Source organism: Rothia uropygioeca (assembly GCF_004136585.1).
In the GTDB taxonomy this organism is placed as follows: Bacteria; Actinomycetota; Actinomycetes; order Actinomycetales; family Micrococcaceae; genus Rothia.
Genome location: NZ_NOIR01000002.1, coordinates 779,486 through 796,751, shown reverse-complemented (window position 1 = coordinate 796,751; position 17,266 = coordinate 779,486). Strand labels below are relative to the sequence as shown.

Genomic DNA, 17,266 nt, shown 5'->3' with positions numbered 1-17,266 from the left:
TGGGGAAGTCCCAGGTCCGACCGATAGGCTGGAAGCCGTGCTCAAATTAGCTTTTACCCCGAGATGGCTGGGTGCGCTGTTGCTCGCTCTGGCCTTGGCCACCGGGTTCATGTTCTTGAGCAAGTGGCAGCTTGGTACGGCCGACTCCGGCCAGATCCATGCGAATCCGGCTAAAGAAGCCGTGCAACCGCTTCAAGACGTGGCGAACCCCTCAGAACCTGTCCTGGAGAGCCAAGCCGACTCGATGGTTCAGGCCAAGGGGCACTACGTCGAGAACACGAGCCGATTGGTCGAAGGTCGGGTCAACGATGGCACGAAAGGTTATTGGGTGGTCAGCCAATTCGCCATCGACGCCGAGCCGCAGGAAACGGGCGAGAAATACTCCGTGCCCGTGGCCCGTGGATTCACGACCGACAGCGATCCCGGAAAGATTGGGACAGAGCCCACCGGGGAAATGAGCGTGGTCGGACGGCTTGTAGCCAACGAGGCCCCGGTGACCTCGCAGGACACGAAGACTGCAGGCGCTCTGGGCTCGGCGGCGACGGCCCAATTGGCCAATCTGTGGGACACGCCTCTTTATGCGGGAACAATTACCGCCGTGGCAGAAACTCCCGTCGGGCAGCCGGCTCAAGTTGACTCGGACGGGCACGTCAAGCCCGACGCTCAGTTGGCAGATCCACACGGGAATCTCGCCACGATTCATAGTGAGCAGGTCGTCGATCACTCCGTCAACTGGCTCAATATCTTCTACGCGATCGAATGGGTCGTCTTCGCAGTCTTTGCCATATACCTGTGGTGGCGCATGCTTGCTGACTCGCACGAACGCATGATCCATCCCGAGAAGTACTACGAAATCCTCCCAGCAGGGGAGGGCAATATGTTCTACGAGGAATCCACGGGTCGTTATTTCTACTACGATTCCGAAGCCCGTGAGTACTACTACTTCGATGAACCTGAAACCGGGGAGAAAGACGGCACGGATGTCGTTGCCGAGAACTCCTCCGGGTCCACGTACGACAACCAACGAGGTGACCAAGGTGGCCGATAAGCCAACCCCCAACAATCAGCCCCGTCCCGTGGAGCGTACGGATGGCAAGTCAGTTCCTTTGCCTCCTGACGCGACGCCTCAGAAAGCGGGAAACGTTCGCGCGACTCGTCGCAAATTCGGCGGAACCCAGGCTCAGATCAGGGGCGCGCTCGGGATATACAAGTACTGTGCGTGGATCTCGGGTACCTTCCTTCTTCTCCTGGTTGTCGAGATGATCACTCGATATGTGTTCGGCTACGACCTGATGGCCGGGGCAACCAACGCCTCGACCGGGGACAGTGTGGCCTTGGGATGGCTCAACCGCAACACCGGGAATCTCACGGGCGGCCTCAACATATCGACCGGAATCCTCATCATCCACGGATGGTTCTACGTGATCTATCTGTTGGCCTGTTTCCGTCTCTGGCTCCTCATGAGGTGGCCGTTGCCGCAACTGATCGTGATGGCATTGGGCGGTGTCGTTCCCTTCTTGTCATTCATCGTCGAGCGTCGCATCCACCGCGAGACGGTCTCGCAGGTCGCCGCGAACCCCAAATCCACCAAACGGTATTAGCTCCATCACGCCGGAGGCCGCGTCCGGGCGGCGAAGTTCTCCTGGAATGCCCCGTAGTTTCCGGGAGGCCCGGCCGGTTGCCCTAAACTGGCAATAACGAGACCCCACACATCTTGGGGAAACTCCGCATCGCACCCAACAAAACCGAAGGTATGGCAGTGACCCAATCCGAAACCTCGGCGACGACCGAGTTGGAAGATCGTCCCGTTCTGGTCGTCGACTACGGGGCGCAATACGCCCAACTCATCGCACGCCGCGTCCGTGACGCCAATATTTACTCGGAGATCGTGCCGCACACGATGTCGGCCGAGCAGATGCTGGCCAAAAAGCCCGCGGCCATCGTGCTGTCCGGCGGGCCCTCCAGCGTCTATGCAGACGGTGCACCAGCGGGGGACCGCGAACTGTACGAATCCGGCGTCCCGATTTTCGGCATCTGCTACGGATTCCAGGTGATGGCGCAGACCCTTGGCGGGACCGTGGCAAAAACCGGCCTCCGCGAGTATGGGGCGACCGACGCAACCCTCACAGGAGGGGGAGTCTCGTTCCTCGCGGGCACTCCGGTCGCACAGAACGTGTGGATGAGCCACGGCGACTCCGTGACGGAGGCACCCGCGGGTTTTGAGGTGCTCGCGAGCACCGAAGGGGCTCCGGTCGCGGCCTTCGTCCACGAAGGGCGAAAACTGGGTGGCGTGCAATGGCATCCTGAAGTCAAGCATTCCGATTTCGGCCAGGAGGTTCTGGAGAACTTCTTGTTCAACGTGGCGGGTCTGAAGCCGACGTGGACCACAGGCAACGTGATCGAGGAGCAAGTTGAGAAGATTCGCGCCCAGGTCGGAGACGCGCAGGTTATCTGTGCGCTGTCCGGCGGCGTCGACAGCTCGGTCGCGGCGGCGTTGGTGCACAAGGCCGTCGGGGACCAGCTGACCTGCTTCTTCATTGACCACGGTCTGCTGCGGGCCGGTGAACGCGAGCAGGTCGAACAAGACTACGCCGAAACGATGGGCATCAAGGTCGTCACCATCGACGAATCGGACCGGTTCCTGTCGGCTCTCGAGGGGGTCGCGGACCCCGAGGCCAAGCGCAAAGCCATCGGCCGAGAGTTCATTCGATCTTTCGAAGACGCCCAACGGAAACTGGTTGCCGAAGTCGGAGGCACTGGAGAGGACATCAAATTCCTCGTGCAGGGCACGCTGTACCCCGACGTGGTCGAGTCCGGCGGCGGTGAAGGCGCCGCGAACATCAAATCCCACCACAACGTCGGCGGCTTGCCCGAGGACCTCGCTTTTGACCTCGTCGAGCCCCTTCGTACCCTGTTTAAGGACGAAGTTCGTGCGATCGGTCGTCAGCTCGGAGTCCCCGAAAAGATCGTCGCTCGGCATCCTTTCCCCGGACCAGGCTTAGGCATTCGAGTGATTGGCGAAGTGACCCGCGAAAACCTGGACGTGCTCCGGGCCGCGGATGCCATTGCTCGCGCCGAGCTGACCAAGGCAGGTTTGGACAGCGAAGTCTGGCAGATGCCGGTCGTCCTGTTGTCCCAGGTTCGCTCGGTGGGCGTGCAAGGGGATGGGAGAACATATGGGCATCCCATTGTTCTTCGCCCGGTCTCCTCCGAGGACGCCATGACGGCAGATTGGTCGCGGCTCCCGTACGACTTGCTGGCGCGCATCTCGAATCGGATCACCAACGAGGTCGAGGAAGTCAATCGAGTCGTGCTCGACGTGACCTCCAAGCCTCCGGGAACCATCGAATGGGAGTAAACCCGTAGATTCAGGGTCCGCCCGAAAGACAATGGTCCGTCTCGAACTGATCGAGACGGACCATTGTCTTCCCCGCGGCGAAGGAATTTGGACGTCTATACGGAATCCCGTTCGGTGTGCTTCTACTATAGAGATGGTGCGCGGTGAAGCCGCGACCCCTAAGATGTGCGAAGAATACGCCGACCACACCGGAAGCAGAGGCAACGTGACGAAGCCACACTCCGCCGATCAGAACGAACAGGACACGTCCGAGGGAGCGACCTCGAATCCCTCGTCCGTTCCTTGGGCGAGCCCTCAGAACGCCGCAGAGGCCTCTGAAGGTCACCAGTCTTCTACGCAGGATAATGCCTCAACGCCCGGAACCCACGACCTCCGGATCGCTCGTGTCCGAACCGACGGGTCCGACGCCACTCGTCCGGAGTCCGTAACGTCGCTGGCTGATTGGTCCGAGGCACGTGCGGTTGACGGTTCCGGCGATGATGCGGGGCACAGCACTGAGCCGGGTCAGTCGTCACCGGAACCCGCTGCATCTCAGGTGAGCCGGAGCAGGGGCCCTGAAGCAATGCCCGATGACGATCAAGAGAACTACCCGTCAGAGGCGCCGTCAACCGACGACCAGGGGCCTGACGAAGCGGATTCGGCGGACAATAACGAGCTGCTTCTCGACCGATGGCTGCGGCAAGTGGACGTGTACACGGGACCGGACGCCCTGCTGGACTTCAACCCGGTCGACAACGTGCACATCGATCTTTCGGGGTCCAACCCATCCGGATATGCTCAGTTGCTCGCCGGACGCAAGACCCGCCTGTCGACTATTCTGCGTGATCGTGCGACGTTCACCAACGGGGTCCGCTCTGCACGAGCAATACGAGGCAAGATCTTTGAGCTTGATGCCGACCACGGTCTCGAAGCTGGGTTCCTCGCCGCCGGCACGGCATCGTGGTTCGCCAAGCTGAACCCCTCCGGAATCCCCGACGGGGCCCGCGGGGAACGGCGTCACATCGCCCCCGTGCTCCTGGCCCCGATCGTGATCAATCCTCATCCCGACGGAGACGACTTCGAGCTGCGGATCAACGGTCCTGCGCGGCTGAACCCGGCGATGGCCCGCCAACTGCGGCGTGACTTCGGAATCGACCTCTTCGCCAACGGGGTGCATCGAAAGGCCACATCCGGGTCCCGGCTTACGCCGGAGGCGGTTCTGGAAGCTATGCGCGCGGTGTGCATGAACGTTCCGGGAATGCATATCGAAGCGCGTACCGTGATCTCGACCTTCGCGGATCTTGCGGACACCGTGGGCGAACTGCCCGAAACAGCGACGTCGGGACTATTGCGAGACATCTCCGACCTCAACCGCGCCCAGATCAACGCGCCACGGGAACCCCGTGAATTCACCTCGAATCCTCTACCAGCGAATGAGGTGGACCCGGCTGACGAGACCCTGGTTTACGATGCCGACGATACGGTTTCCGAGATTGTTCAGCGTGCTCGTGCCGGCGAGTCGATGACGGTCACGGCGCCGTCCGGAACCCATCATCTGCGTGCGGCGCTCAACGTCGCGGCCGGTCTCCTCTCCGAGGGCAAATCGGTCATGATTCTGGCCGAGCGTCGAGAAACGTTGCACAATGTGCGGCGTCGTGTGGCTGACCTCGAGCTGTCCGACCTGACCCTTGAACTCGGCGAAGAGACCGATCCTGAGGGGCTGGCCCGGGACCTGATCGAAACCATCGTCCGATACGAACAGGCGGTCGAGCCGCGGCTTGCGGGATTGCACGATGAACTCAGGAACATGAGGCGCCAGCTTGCCGAGCACGTGACTTCGCTCCATTGGAGGGACGAACGCTGGGGAGTGACACCCCTCCAAGCGATGCAGACGCTCGCGGAACTGACGTCTCGGGATCCAGGGCCGTCGACGCGGGTGCGTTTCAAGCGTGCCGTCATGGACGCTACCGTTGATCGCTCCGAGACCGTGTCCCAGTTGGAGCGGGCTGCGGAACTCCGCGCGTTCAACCCTTCGACGCGCACCGCGCCCTGGTACGGTGCTCGGCTGGTCAATACGGAAGAGACCAAACAAGCCCGGGCCCTGGTCCAGAGCCTTTTGCAGACCGCGCGTGAGCTGCGTCGCGAAATCAACGAAGGTTTCGACGGGATAGGTCTTAAGCCCGAAAGAACACTGGCGGGTTGGAAAAAGCAACTCGATTTGCTCGAAGGGATTCGGAACTCTCTATCCCGTTTCAATGGAGATATATTCGACCGTCCTGTTACGGACTTGATCGCGGCGACGGGCACCTCGACCTGGCGTCGGGAACGCGGAATCGACATGTCCGCGATTCAGCGCTCGCGTCTGCGCCGGGCCGCCAAGGAGTACATCATTCCTCAGGTGCACATCTCGGATTTGCACCAGGCCCTCATCGAGGTTCAGGCGCAGCGGGAGCAATGGCAGAGCTGGGCGGTCGAAGGCCGAACCGTCGGAATGCCGGGGAACCTCGAGAGAATCGGGAAGCTGTATGCCGAAGTAGCAGACGACCTGAGCGATCTTTCGATCGTGATGGAGGAGAGCCCTGTCCGGAAGGACTACTTCAATCTGCCGATTCCTGACCTGCTCGAGACGTTCGAAGCTATGGCCAACGACCGCATCCTGTTGGATACGCTTCCCGAACGTGAACAACTGACCCATATTCTTCGCGGAAAGGGCCTCGAGGACTTGCTCAAAGACCTCGAAGAGCGGCACGTTGCCACCGACCAGGTCGCGGCCGAGCTGGACCTCGCATGGTGGCAGTCTGCGTTCGAAATAATGCTCGAGCGGCCCGAAGTGAACTTGGTCAGTGGAAAAACGCTTTCCGAGTGGGAGTCGGCTTTCCGTCGGGCCGACGTGGCCCACGTCGCCTCGGGACCCGCTCGCGTTCGGTATGCTGCGGCGCGCGGTTGGAACCAGCGGGTCCACCTAAAGCCTGTGCAGGCCAAGGAATTGCGTCAGATACTCAAAGGGGCTCCTATTCCCCTTTCAGGCTATCTGCGCAGGGCTCCGGATATCTTGGCCGGGCTGCGACCATTGTGGCTATCCAGCCCGTTTGGCGTAGGCCGTACCCTGCCTCCGTCGGCAACCGTGGACGCGGTCATCGTCTTGGATGCCGAATCCACGCCCTTGGGAGCGTGCTTGGCGGCCCTGGCGAGGACGCGGCAGGTCATTGCGTTCGGGGACGAGAATTCGGGATATCCGCAACCGTTCATCGTTTCCCCGACCACCGGTGACGATCAGACACCGTCGAATGAGCGCGTCGATTCCGCGATGCATGTGCTGAGTCAGGTCCTGCCGGGCAAAACATTGGGACGTATCCATGAATGCCGTGACCAGGCTCTGGTTTCTTATCTGAACGAACACTTCTACGACGGCGCTTTGTCTGCCATGCCCTTCGGGGAAGAAGCAGTCAGCGGCGCACGTTCGATGAGGGTCGACTATTTGCGCAAACAGAAACCCGACGACCGCGTAGGGGCTCCCGTCATCGAGTCCCCGAAAGCCGAGGTGCGCGCCGTCGTGGACATGGTTTTTGAGCATGCTTCACGTGATCCGCGGCAGTCTCTTGCCGTCCTGACCGCCAGCCCCCGGCACGCTGCGCGCATTGCCGAAGGGATTCGCAAGGACTTGGACTCTCATCCGGAGCTCCGAGATTTCTTCGAGCCCGGATTGGAGCCATTCCGCGTCCTCGATCTGGCACGTGCTCAGGGATTGACTCGCGATCGGGTGATTTTCAGTTTGGGTGTTGCTCCGGAGGCAGGGTCCCGAGCATCGCACTTCGGGCAGCTCTCCGACGAACACGGGCGCCAGCGCTTCGTGAAGGCGATGTCTACAGCGAGGTTCCACACTCGAGTGGTGAGCTCGTTGAGTCTTGATCAGCTCCGCGAGAGCGAACTCCGGAACGGGATGACGGATTTGGTGGGCTTCCTGGAGTCCTATGAGGCCGCGCACTCCGTTTCCGAGCCGGAGCAGGCTTCCATCTTGGCGCCCGAACACGCGATCAGCGAGTTTCTGTCAGTCCACGATTCCAATGAAGAGGAATACAAGGCGGATTGGCTCTTGGCCGACCTTGCTCGTCGCTTGAGGGTGGCCGGGGCAGAGGTTTCAGTGACGCCTGGACAGGAGATCGATGGTTTGGCCACTGCACGAGCCGAGTCGATGTCCGCGGGGGCGGTTCTGAGCCCCCGGGCACGAACAGCCGGAACAGCAGACGGAAACGGCGGGGCGGCCATGCAACTTCCTGTTGCCTTGTCGACTGACGGGACGACTCAGTACGCGTCCCTGTCGGTTCGTGAGAGATCGCGGTTGAGACCCGAAAGGCTCGAGCGCACCGGTTGGAACCACGTGTCCTTGTGGACGGTCGATGTATTCGCCGACCCCCAGTCGGTTGCCGATCGCATACTGGGTTACTTGGGGCTTGAGACCCCCGAGGTACCGGAGCAGCGATGACCTCCGGTCCTTCTGACAGCGGTACGCCTGCGCCCGACAACGAATCTTCGGGCGCAGGTCCCCGTGAGACCGACAAAGATACTGGGGGCGCGAGAAAATTCCGCCACCGTGGACCGCGACGCGCGACCGGCGGCACCTCCGCGAGCCAAGGGGAACCGGAACGGTTGGCAGGTATTGCCGGATCTGCACCGACGCTTCATGGCCAGAGTACAAGCGGTTCCGGCTCGTCCAAAGCATCGGGGACGGCCCAGCCCGAAGACGCTCGAAGCCGGTGGCTGCGCGAACAGCGGCCCCCTCATTGGGATTGAACTCTTCGCCTCGTTCTCTTCCGATGAGAATTCCGCAACCCAGCTGCGGCATCGAAGACTCGGGTGGCACCGGCAATATCGGTATTACGGCGACTATCCCGGATCATCCTTCGGGGCTTCTGGCTACGACGACAGCCTCACTATTCAATCCGGCCAACTGCTCCGCGGTGGACGGATCAACGGCAAAGAATGCCAAGTTTCCTCCTGAATTCGAGCCCGAATTCTGGAGGAGAGGTGAATTCTGTGGATTTTCCGGAGCCAATATCAGCAGCCCCTCTGCCTTGACCTGTTCGCCATGGTTTCCGGCCACGAACAGGTGAACCGGCGCCGACTGTCCTATGAACTTCAAAGAATCCGGGTCTCGGACTCGCAGACCCATGGCAACCATTCCGTCAGGCAATCTTTGAATGAGGTGGGCGGAGACCGTCATCGAGGCCGTAACCTGTTGGCCGAGATCAACCGGCACAGCGAGCCTGGAACCGGTCAGAGAATCGATTCGCGCACTGGCCTCTGGCACGGAATCGGCCCACGCCCCCAAGACCTCGATGGATTCGAGGTCGGCCTCCGAAATCCTGTGTCCCGCGGGCAGAGCTCGCTTCGCCACCACAATTTCAGCACTCGAGCCCTGTATCGAAGGTTTCAGGAACACGCTGGCCACGGCGGACCCGACCAGCAGGACGACCCCCAGAAAGCGTGCTCGGCGGCTGACCCGGGAGCGGAGGCGGACACTGATCGGAACGGTCTTGTGGAACCCGCGGCGCGTGGCCTGATGCCGGAAAATACGCATAGGCCTACGGTCGCAAAGTCCCCGGCCTCCTCCATTCGGCTCTGGCCCAGAAACCGTCTTTTGGGTACAACCTGTCCGGCGTCTGAGTCAGAAAATCACATGTGGGAAACCTAGGAATCGCTACCGGAGGATGTCGTCGTCGTGGACGCTGAAGTCGACGTCGAGGAAGAGCCGGAGGACGAGTCTCCGGCCGAGTCTCCGGAGCCAGAAGAATTGGACGAAGACTTGGAATCGGTGCTGTAGAAGCCGCTTCCCTTAAAGCTCACCCCAACAGTGTTGAACTTCTTTCGCAGTGCGCTCACATGGCACTCGGGGCACTCTTTCAACGCGTTGTCCGTGAAAGCCTGACGGGTATCGAATGCATGCTGACAGTTCTTGCACACATACGCGTAAACGGGCATGAAGAGTCTCCTCTGAATCGGTGGGATGCGGCGAACCTATTTTACGGCGACTGACGAATTCTCGTGAATCCTTCATCGGTGCAGACCTGGGGCAACCGCGCATCGTGCGATTCCGAAGGCACGCGCCCGGCCTCCAGAAATTCGTCGGCAAAACAAATGCCGATGTCGGCGGCGATGTGAGGTCCGTGTGCCGCGGCTTCGAGAGCAGTATCGTAAAACCCGCCGCCGTAGCCGAGCCGCACACCTCGAGCATCGATCGCCAGAGCCGGTACGAGCCGAAGTTCGGCTTGAACAAAGGCTTCTGCGCCGAGGCGAGGGCCAACCGGTTCCTGGATTCCGAATCGGCTGATCTCGACCGGGGTATCCGGGGTCCAGCGTGTCCAGTCAAGGACCCTGCCCGGTCGCGAGATGGGCGCCAGAATCGTCCTCCCGGATTCGTATATTGATCTGAGGGCGGGTCGGATCGGGGGCTCGGTCGCGGTCGGCAGGAAGGCACATACCGTGCCGTTGATCGGGACAGTCTCGATCACGAAATCCAAAAGTGCATTTCGCCAGGAATCCGCCAGGAGCCGGCGCTGCACACCCTCGCTGTCCTGTTCACACCGGTAGACGCGTGCCGCGAGCAGTTTCGTCCGAAGGTCTGACTTTGCCCGGACGAGCTTGCTGGTGTTCATCGGCGATCCTCCGGCTTCGGGTGCAACGGCCTAGGGCTTCCTACCGTAGTCCATCTCCCAATATTCGGTTTACGGGGAAAGCGAATCCGAACGAGGAGATCCGTCGCGGTATTACACGGCGCATGACAAACAAAGGCAAGGCTACGAAGCAACCTTGATAAACCCAAGGTTTTTCCCAGATCCTCAGCTATTCTGAAGGTATGTCCGCAAATCATTCACAGAAACCAGTCACCAAGGCTGTGATTCCGGCCGCAGGACTAGGTACTCGGTTCCTGCCGGCCACCAAAGCCAGCCCCAAGGAGATGCTGCCGGTCGTCGACCGTCCAGCCATCCAATACGTGGTTCAAGAGGCCGTGTCCGCGGGTCTCGATGACATCCTCATGATCACCGGCCGTTCCAAACGAGCCTTGGAAGATCACTTTGACCGCATCCCCGATTTGGAGGCGTCACTCGCGGCCTCCGGCAAAGACGATCTCCTCAAATCGGTTCAACAGGCCACCGCACTGGGGGAGTTGCACTACCTTCGTCAGGGTGACCCGAAGGGACTTGGCCACGCGGTCCTCCGCGCGAAGACGCACGTTGGGAACTCGCCTTTTGCCGTGTTGCTGGGCGACGATTTGATCGACGAGCAAGAAGATCTGCTCGTGCGCATGATCCAGGCCCAAGAGGAAACCGGCGGCAGCGTTGTGGCCCTCATGGAGGTCCCGCAGGATCAGATCAGCGCGTATGGCTGTGCAGCGGTGGAGCCCGTCGAGGGGCAGGATTACGTTAAGGTCACCGGTATGGTCGAGAAGCCCAAACCGGAAGATGCGCCTTCCAACCTGGCGATCATCGGTCGTTATGTTCTGCACCCGCATGTCTTCGACGTTCTTGAGGAAACCCCTCCCGGACGTGGTGACGAAATCCAACTGACCGATGCGCTCGAGACGCTCGGCCAAGGCACCGGAGAAGGGGAAGGCGTGTACGGGGTTGTCTTTAACGGCCGTCGCTTCGACACCGGAGACAAGCTCTCTTATCTGAAGGCAAATGTGATTTTGGCGGCCGAGCGCGAAGATCTGGGCCCCGGTCTTCGGTCGTGGCTCAAGGAATTCGTACAAACGCTGCCTTCCGAATGATGCACTAATCGCAAAGCCAACGTGTCCGTGAATGCGGGGTCCTCGTGAGGGGCCCCGCATTCGTCGTATTCCGAAGGTGTTTCGGATTGCGTCTGTGAAACGCAGGGATTTATCAGGTGACACGCCAGGAGACAGAGAGTTGGTGTACGCCACAAGAACGATAAACTACAGGCGTGTCTTTCTCATGGGTTTCGGCTTCCAGCATTCTGCTGATCGTCGCTTTCATCCTCGTCGCGTGGTCGGTGCGCAGCATCGATCGACGTCGTCGGCCTTCGGTGGTCGCCCAAGTCATGGCTACCGATATCATGGAAAACACAGAACCCGCCTTCCCCCGGGACCACGTGCTACTGCGTCAAAGGAATGACATGAACAGTAACCAGTCCCCACACGTCTCCTCCGGGGCATCCACGGAAACCTCCGTGGTCTACGAGGAAGAGAAACGGCACGAGGGAGTACGCGTTCCCCGTCCACCGAGGTCCACCTCGCACGGATCAGCTACGGAGGCTGTAAAGCCCCGCATCCGTACAGGACGAACTGTCGCGGCTGTTATCGGCCTGATTGCCCTCGTATTCGGGCTGATCACCGGAATTCTTGCCCCGTTCACTGCTATCGCCTGGCCTTTGCCGGTCTTCCTTCTGATCGTGGGGCTTGGTGCCTTCGGCAGCCTGCGATACTTGGCGCTTTCAGACCGAGGTCTCATGGGGCCCGGTCGGGCGATCTCTCAGAACGCGTCTCGGGACCTGGCACCGTCTGAGGAAGATGACCGCTCCGACGAATGGGTCGTCGAAGGTGACTACCTGACCACGGCCGACGACCCTGCCGAGGGAGAGGGCCTCGTCGTCAAGCAGCCTCAGGGTGTGTACGACAACGAAAGTTCTTCGGCAAAACCGCAGGACCCCGTTGCAGACGTGGGATCGGTCGAAACCGTGACCTATGATGCGCCGTCCGCCGGATCAGGCATGCCCGGTGCCCAGGAGGTTCCGAATGTTGAAGAGCCCGGATTGGACATTGAGTCTCTGCGTGAACAAGCCCGCCGTGTAGCCGCCGGCAAGCCGGTGGCTTTCACCCCGGCGACCAGTCAGTGGTCGCCGGTCGAATTGCCCAAGCCGACGTACGTCGATGCTCCTGCGGCACGCCGCGAAGCTCCCAGCCCTGTGGAAGTCCCGACGGAGCCGAAATCAACGTCTTCCACCTTGGCGGAAGCGGCCAAGAAGGGTGACTCCGTTCTCAACTTGGACGACGTACTTTCTCGTAGGCGAGCCTGACCGCGGACCACCTGATATCACGCAGCCCGTCGGGAACCCGGCGGGCTGTGTGATATCCCTGAAATGCTTCCGGTATTCGCGAGCCACTCCTGCGTCCGAGACGGGCGCTAACGAACCAAGAGCATTGAGGATCATGAGTACAACGCACCAAGAAATTGAACGCAAATACGAAGCTCCGGCCGATGGTGACCTCACGCCTGACCTGAGTGGCCTCCAACGGCTCATTGCCGAGGTGGAGCCTCAGATCCAAGAGCTCGACGCAACATACTTCGATACGGATTCGCGCGATCTGGCCCGTGAAAAGGTCATCCTGCGCCGGCGTCGTGGTGGCCATGATGAAGGCTGGCACATCAAGTTCGTACTGGGGGAAGGGCGCCAAGAAGTTCATTTCGGGCTTCTCAAAGACGAAAACACGATGCCGGCTGCGGTCAAGGACGTTTTATCAGGAATCACCGTCGGTGAGAACCTGAGCCCGATCGCACGGTTGACAACCCGTCGCGAACGCACGATTCTTCGGGACCGGGATGGCCAGGAGATCGCGGAGCTGTGCGATGATTCCGTGCGCTCGACCGACTACGCCACAGGAATCGAGAGGGCCTGGCGGGAATGGGAAGTCGAGCTTCTGGCAGAGGATCTCTCCCTGAAGGCGCAAGCCGAAGTCTTCGAAGAGGTCGAGAAGGTTCTGGAACAGGTCGGCGCAACGTCGTCGAGTGCAGTGGCCAAGATTTCCCGCGCGCTCGGGCAGGATCCGAAGTTCGACGCCGATGCCGGCATCGAGGTCCCTCGGAACCGCGGGGACGAAGCTGGCGGACCCCATCTCACTGGCTCGCAATCCCTGATTTCTGCCGTCATCCATGAGTTCCTCGACGATGTCCCTGCGCTTGACCTCGGTGTTCGAGTCGGTGTCAGTGATTCGGTACATCAACTTCGAATCAGATTTCGTGGCATCCGGGGCGTACTGAGAGGGCTACGCGGGATCATCGACAGAGATGCCGAAAAGTGTCTGAATGGCAGGATCAAGACGACCGGCGTGGCGCTGAGCGATGCGCGTGACCTCGAAGTCGTGCGTGAAATCCTGGGTGCACAAGATGGGTGGAACCGTCTGACCAAAGTGGCTCAAGAGCAGCTGAGCGCATTGCTCGATGAGGACGAAGAGGCGGCTGTTCGCGTAGCCAGGAGCCGGCTGTCATCTGCGGAACACCTCGCTCTGATGAAAGATCTGAGGGAGTTCGCTCGGCAGCCCCGGCTCGACGACGTCGCCTCCGGCTGGGGATCGAAAAAAATCGCCAAAACGATGCTGGATACCCTGAGCGACCGATTGTACAAACGAAGTGGACGGGTCCAAGACCTGGACGACCCGACGATCGGCGAGGTCCTGGAGAATCTCCACGATGTACGAAAGGCTGCGAAATCGTTGCGGTACGCGATCGAGTCCCTGTGGGCCGAGTCAGAGGTACCGAAAAAACGGGTCAAAGATGTCACCTCGGAGAGAAAGCGGTCGAAGAAAATCCAATCCCAACTCGGCGAGATTCTGGATCTGAACGTCACGAGAGAGTGGCTGGAACGGGCGGCACGGGTTTTCCAGCGCAGGGGTTTGGATCGATACGCCGTGGGGCTCCTCGCGGGAGAGGTCGACACCCGATTGAAGGAATCCCTGGAGAAGGGGGTCGTGAAGGTGCGGCACATCCATTAAGTCATCGGTCCGGAGTGTAAACGGTTGGTGCGCAGCATGCTGCCGCCGCATATAGCTTCAGGCCTCTGGGAGCCAGAATTAATGACGAGTGGGCCCCGGGGATTCCCCGAGGCCCACTCTTTGCATCACACACAGGAAGAAGGTCTTCACTCACTGGAGGCGCCGACCGCTGTAAGTTCGCTCGAAAGCGACCGTCCCAGGTTTGCCTCCCGGCTATTTGGTAATAAAAACATTACCTAATGTCCTGAGGGTCCGCTACCCCTAATTTAGGATTGCCTGCATTTTCTTGACGACGTGCTGTCCCTAAGTGCCATATGGCCTTGTTCAGCAGTGGATTCTCTCTTGGCAGACGCTGCAAAAATGACAAAGGTCACAGCCGATGGCCTTGAGGTTCAGGCATGCGATCCCGCCGCGAGCCTTGCAACTCTTGGGGCTTGGGTCCCAGTGTGGTCCATCGAACCTGATGAGCCGGGGAATCTTCGGTAAGCTAGACGATATGCATGGATGGATCGAAAGCCTGGACCTCGGGATTGCGATCCTTTTCTTCTGGGGTGTCGGCGTCGTCCGCACGTCACTCGTATACGGGATCGGCAGGGCTGCTGCGGCCGGGGGCCGAAGGGCAGGCAAGCTGAGGGCAGCCTTCGAAACACCTCTGTACAGGCACGCCGAAGCATTTGTTAATCGCTGGGGAGTCCTCGCCGTGCCTGCCTGTTTCCTGACGGTCGGGTTCCAGACCGCCGTCATTGGCGTCACGGGTTTCACACGCATGCCTCTGCCTCGGTGGGTACCCGCGATGCTCGTCGGAACCCTCATTTGGGGAACTATCTACGGCACGGTGGGCATGGCTGTGGTGTGGGCCTGGCTTCAGCGGCCGTGGCTCGCGGCCGTCGCGATCCTCATCGTGATCGTGGCGATCGTCGCGATCAAGTACTGGCCGCGACGCGTCCGGTCGAGCCAGACGACGGAGCTATAAGCCCCAGCCTTTTCCAGGATGCGAGCCACCTCCGGACCGCACGGGCACAGTGAGGCAGTCTTCCGTCCGCCGAACGGCCCGATGCGCGGCATCCTGCGAGGACCAAGCTTCCGGAAACGGCAAAACCCCGTTCCCTGAATTCACGGAACGGGGTTTCTGCTGGAACGTCGACGTGGAGCTAAGGGGAATCGAACCCCTGACCTTTTCATTGCGAACGAAACGCTCTACCAACTGAGCTATAGCCCCGAGCAACCCCTCTACCGTACTCCCGAGCGCGCTCGTGCACAACTCGGAAACGGTATCCGGAGGGAGGAGCGCCGCTGATAAGTTAGCACCATGAGCGACTCGCCCTCCGAGAATTCCCCCCATCACGACGACGCCCCTCGCACGCCTGCGCCAACGGGCCGTCAGGAGCCTATCGGTCCGCCCAGCGAGGGGTTGACGGTGGGGTTTGTACCCGGGGTCATGCCGGGTAAATGGTTCGCCCGGTGGGATGAGAGGTTCGGCCGGTCGACGCCCCTCGAAAGACTCGCCCTGGAGGAGGGAACCGGCCTGCGTTCGCTCACTTCGGCAGACGCCCACATGGTTCTGGTGCGTACCGAGGCAGAACCGGAATGCCTGGATAAAACCCGTTTTCACGCGGTTCATCTCTACGAAGAGAAGCCCGTTGTGCTACTGCCGGCCGATCACGTCCTGACCATTTTCGACGAAGTTCCACTCGAGGAGCTCGCCGAGGAATTCATGCTTCAAGAACCCGAGAACATTCCGGAGTGGGCGGCGGTTAGCAACGAAAACCGGAATGCTAATCCACGGAAATTGCCGAGTATGCGCGACACGGGGGATGCGGTCGAACTGGTTGCTGCGGGCTTGGGCCTATTGATCGTGCCGATGTCCGTCGCGCGGCACCACCACCGCAAGGACCTGACGTACCGGATAGTCGAAGACATGCCGAGACGATCGGTTGCGCTCGTGTGGACCAAGGACGTCGATGGATCGCGCAGCGACGAAGACGAAAGTGTCCTTCAGGAATTCGTGGGGATCACGAGAGGTCGTAAAGCGTCGAGCTCTCGTGGTGCTTCGGGTGCGAAGGCTGATCAACAAGTAACCGGCCGAACCACAAAACGCCCGGCACCGGTTCGAAGGAAACCGGGCCGGGCGTCATCGTCCGGAGGAGCTAATTCTTCGAAGGCTCGCTCGGCGAAGAATCCTCGCTCGAAGTCGAGGGGGAAGAAGAAGTAGTGCCGTTTGACCGCGCGGAGACGATTGGCATGGTTTGCGTTCCGTGAATCACTGACTGGTTCAGCAGAGGAATGTGCAGACCATTGTGGTCCAAAGCCTGTTTGACATAGACGCGGAGGACGCGGGCGACGTCCCACTGCTGAAGAGGAGCCGTGCGAATCGCGATTCGCATGGTCAGGTACTCGCCGGTCATCTCCTCAACACCCCAAACCTCGGGTTTGCCGCGAATCGAGTGGCCGACTTCGGTCTCGGTCTTGACTCGCTCTGCGGCATCGAGCAGGAAGCTGGTGACACGATCGATGTCGCAGTTGTAGGGGACGGGGACATCCACGATGGTTCGAGCCCAACCTTGGGACTGGTTGCCCACGCGGAGGATCTCGCCGTTGCGGACGTGCCACAGGGTTCCCTCGACGTCGCGCACCTGCGTCACGCGCAGCCCTACTGACTCGACGGTTCCGCTGGCCTCGCCCAGATCGACGACATCCCCGATACCGAGCTGGTCTTCGGCCACGATCGAGACGCCGGCCAAGTAGTCCTTGACGAGCGATTGGGCGCCGAAGGACAAGGCAACACCGGCGATTCCGGCGCTGGCGATCACCGGAGCGATGTTGAACCCGAGTTCCGAAATGATCATCAGCACCGCGATCGTCCAAATGCCGATGGTCGCGACGGAACGCAAAACGGATCCCACGGTTTTGGCCCGTTGGGATTGTCTCTGACGGGCCGTGACGGCGTCTTCGACCCATTCCTGAGGTCCATTGCTGTTCTTCTTGGCCACGACCCTGGCTTTCGTGCCCCGCGCAATACTGTCCGTGACCTTGTGGATCACGGTCCTCGCGACCAAGTTGATCAACAGGGCGATCAAAAAGATCAGGACGATTCGCAGCGGATGATCGAGCCAGAAGTCCAGACTTGAGACGTCCGTGAGGAGGTTGCCGGAATTCTCGGCTGTGAGTTTCATAAGTTCAATTTTAGGAGAGCACGTTGAGAC

Annotated in this window: 12 protein-coding genes, 1 tRNA gene and 1 pseudogene; 9 read left to right on the top strand and 5 right to left on the bottom strand. The window is 60.5% G+C overall.

Features of this window, described 5'->3' with window-relative positions; all coding sequences use genetic code 11:
* Positions 1-37: 37 nt before the first annotated feature.
* The 4 genes from EWR20_RS07850 (at position 38) to EWR20_RS07835 (ending at position 7,820) form a co-directional block, all read left to right on the top strand.
* On the top strand, positions 38-1,048 hold the full coding sequence (locus EWR20_RS07850; RefSeq protein ID WP_129360046.1) for an SURF1 family protein: 1,011 nt from the start codon (positions 38-40) through the stop codon (positions 1,046-1,048).
* Positions 1,038-1,601 (top strand): DUF3817 domain-containing protein, encoded by a 564-nt coding sequence (locus tag EWR20_RS07845; protein WP_238147640.1) that lies wholly within the window; start codon positions 1,038-1,040, stop codon positions 1,599-1,601. Before EWR20_RS07850 ends, EWR20_RS07845 begins: the two co-directional genes overlap by 11 nt.
* A gap of 158 nt (positions 1,602-1,759) precedes the next feature.
* Entirely contained in the window at positions 1,760-3,358 is a 1,599-nt protein-coding gene (guaA, locus tag EWR20_RS07840; protein ID WP_238147639.1) for a glutamine-hydrolyzing GMP synthase, read from the top strand.
* Between the two features lie 205 nt (positions 3,359-3,563).
* Positions 3,564-7,820, top strand: a complete 4,257-nt coding sequence (locus EWR20_RS07835; protein ID WP_129360043.1) for a DNA helicase — start codon at positions 3,564-3,566, stop codon at positions 7,818-7,820.
* A gap of 411 nt (positions 7,821-8,231) precedes the next feature.
* Here EWR20_RS07835 and EWR20_RS07825 read toward each other — a convergent pair whose 3' ends face one another.
* The 3 genes and pseudogenes from EWR20_RS07825 to EWR20_RS07815 all read right to left on the bottom strand — a co-directional run bounded on the left by EWR20_RS07825 (position 8,232) and on the right by EWR20_RS07815 (position 9,990).
* Positions 8,232-8,915, bottom strand: a complete 684-nt coding sequence (locus tag EWR20_RS07825) for an SAF domain-containing protein (protein ID WP_129360042.1) — start codon at positions 8,913-8,915, stop codon at positions 8,232-8,234.
* 257 nt (positions 8,916-9,172) lie between these two features.
* A pseudogene (locus tag EWR20_RS12950) lies at positions 9,173-9,316 on the bottom strand (FmdB family zinc ribbon protein); the annotation flags it as partial.
* A 41-nt stretch (positions 9,317-9,357) separates the two neighbouring features.
* Complete coding sequence (locus tag EWR20_RS07815; RefSeq protein ID WP_129360040.1) at positions 9,358-9,990, bottom strand: 5-formyltetrahydrofolate cyclo-ligase; 633 nt, start codon at positions 9,988-9,990, stop codon at positions 9,358-9,360.
* Between the two features lie 200 nt (positions 9,991-10,190).
* Here EWR20_RS07815 and galU point away from each other — a divergent pair, with 200 nt between their 5' ends.
* The 4 genes from galU to EWR20_RS07800 all read left to right on the top strand — a co-directional run bounded on the left by galU (position 10,191) and on the right by EWR20_RS07800 (position 15,036).
* Positions 10,191-11,105 (top strand): UTP--glucose-1-phosphate uridylyltransferase GalU, encoded by a 915-nt coding sequence (gene galU / locus EWR20_RS07810; protein ID WP_129360039.1) that lies wholly within the window; start codon positions 10,191-10,193, stop codon positions 11,103-11,105.
* 173 nt (positions 11,106-11,278) lie between these two features.
* Entirely contained in the window at positions 11,279-12,370 is a 1,092-nt protein-coding gene (locus EWR20_RS12685) for a hypothetical protein (protein WP_165000991.1), read from the top strand.
* Between the two features lie 133 nt (positions 12,371-12,503).
* Positions 12,504-14,063 carry a CYTH and CHAD domain-containing protein gene (locus tag EWR20_RS07805; RefSeq protein WP_165000990.1) on the top strand — a complete coding sequence of 520 codons (1,560 nt, stop codon included), beginning with the start codon at positions 12,504-12,506 and terminating at the stop codon, positions 14,061-14,063.
* Positions 14,064-14,559: 496 nt separating this feature from the next.
* On the top strand, positions 14,560-15,036 hold the full coding sequence (locus EWR20_RS07800) for a DedA family protein (RefSeq protein WP_129360037.1): 477 nt from the start codon (positions 14,560-14,562) through the stop codon (positions 15,034-15,036).
* A gap of 173 nt (positions 15,037-15,209) precedes the next feature.
* Here the strand turns inward: EWR20_RS07800 and EWR20_RS07795 are convergent.
* Positions 15,210-15,282: transfer RNA gene (locus EWR20_RS07795), tRNA-Ala, on the bottom strand.
* A 90-nt stretch (positions 15,283-15,372) separates the two neighbouring features.
* Here EWR20_RS07795 and EWR20_RS07790 point away from each other — a divergent pair.
* On the top strand, positions 15,373-16,275 hold the full coding sequence (locus EWR20_RS07790; protein ID WP_129360036.1) for a LysR family transcriptional regulator substrate-binding protein: 903 nt from the start codon (positions 15,373-15,375) through the stop codon (positions 16,273-16,275).
* Here EWR20_RS07790 and EWR20_RS07785 read toward each other — a convergent pair.
* On the bottom strand, positions 16,211-17,236 hold the full coding sequence (locus EWR20_RS07785) for a mechanosensitive ion channel family protein (protein WP_129360035.1): 1,026 nt from the start codon (positions 17,234-17,236) through the stop codon (positions 16,211-16,213). The two genes, EWR20_RS07790 and EWR20_RS07785, sit on opposite strands and share 65 nt — an antisense overlap.
* Positions 17,237-17,266: the final 30 nt, after the last annotated feature.

Bases quoted from the DNA above. Each gene is read 5' to 3' on its own strand.
- EWR20_RS07785 (WP_129360035.1), bottom strand. From the start codon at position 17,236: ATGAAACTCACAGCCGAGAATTCCGGCAACCTCCTCACGGACGTCTCA.
- EWR20_RS07800 (WP_129360037.1), top strand. From the start codon at position 14,560: ATGCATGGATGGATCGAAAGCCTGGACCTCGGGATTGCGATCCTTTTC.
- EWR20_RS07825 (WP_129360042.1), bottom strand. From the start codon at position 8,915: ATGCGTATTTTCCGGCATCAGGCCACGCGCCGCGGGTTCCACAAGACC.
- EWR20_RS07790 (WP_129360036.1), top strand. From the start codon at position 15,373: ATGAGCGACTCGCCCTCCGAGAATTCCCCCCATCACGACGACGCCCCT.
- galU (WP_129360039.1), top strand. From the start codon at position 10,191: ATGTCCGCAAATCATTCACAGAAACCAGTCACCAAGGCTGTGATTCCG.
- EWR20_RS07805 (WP_165000990.1), top strand. From the start codon at position 12,504: ATGAGTACAACGCACCAAGAAATTGAACGCAAATACGAAGCTCCGGCC.
- EWR20_RS07815 (WP_129360040.1), bottom strand. From the start codon at position 9,990: ATGAACACCAGCAAGCTCGTCCGGGCAAAGTCAGACCTTCGGACGAAA.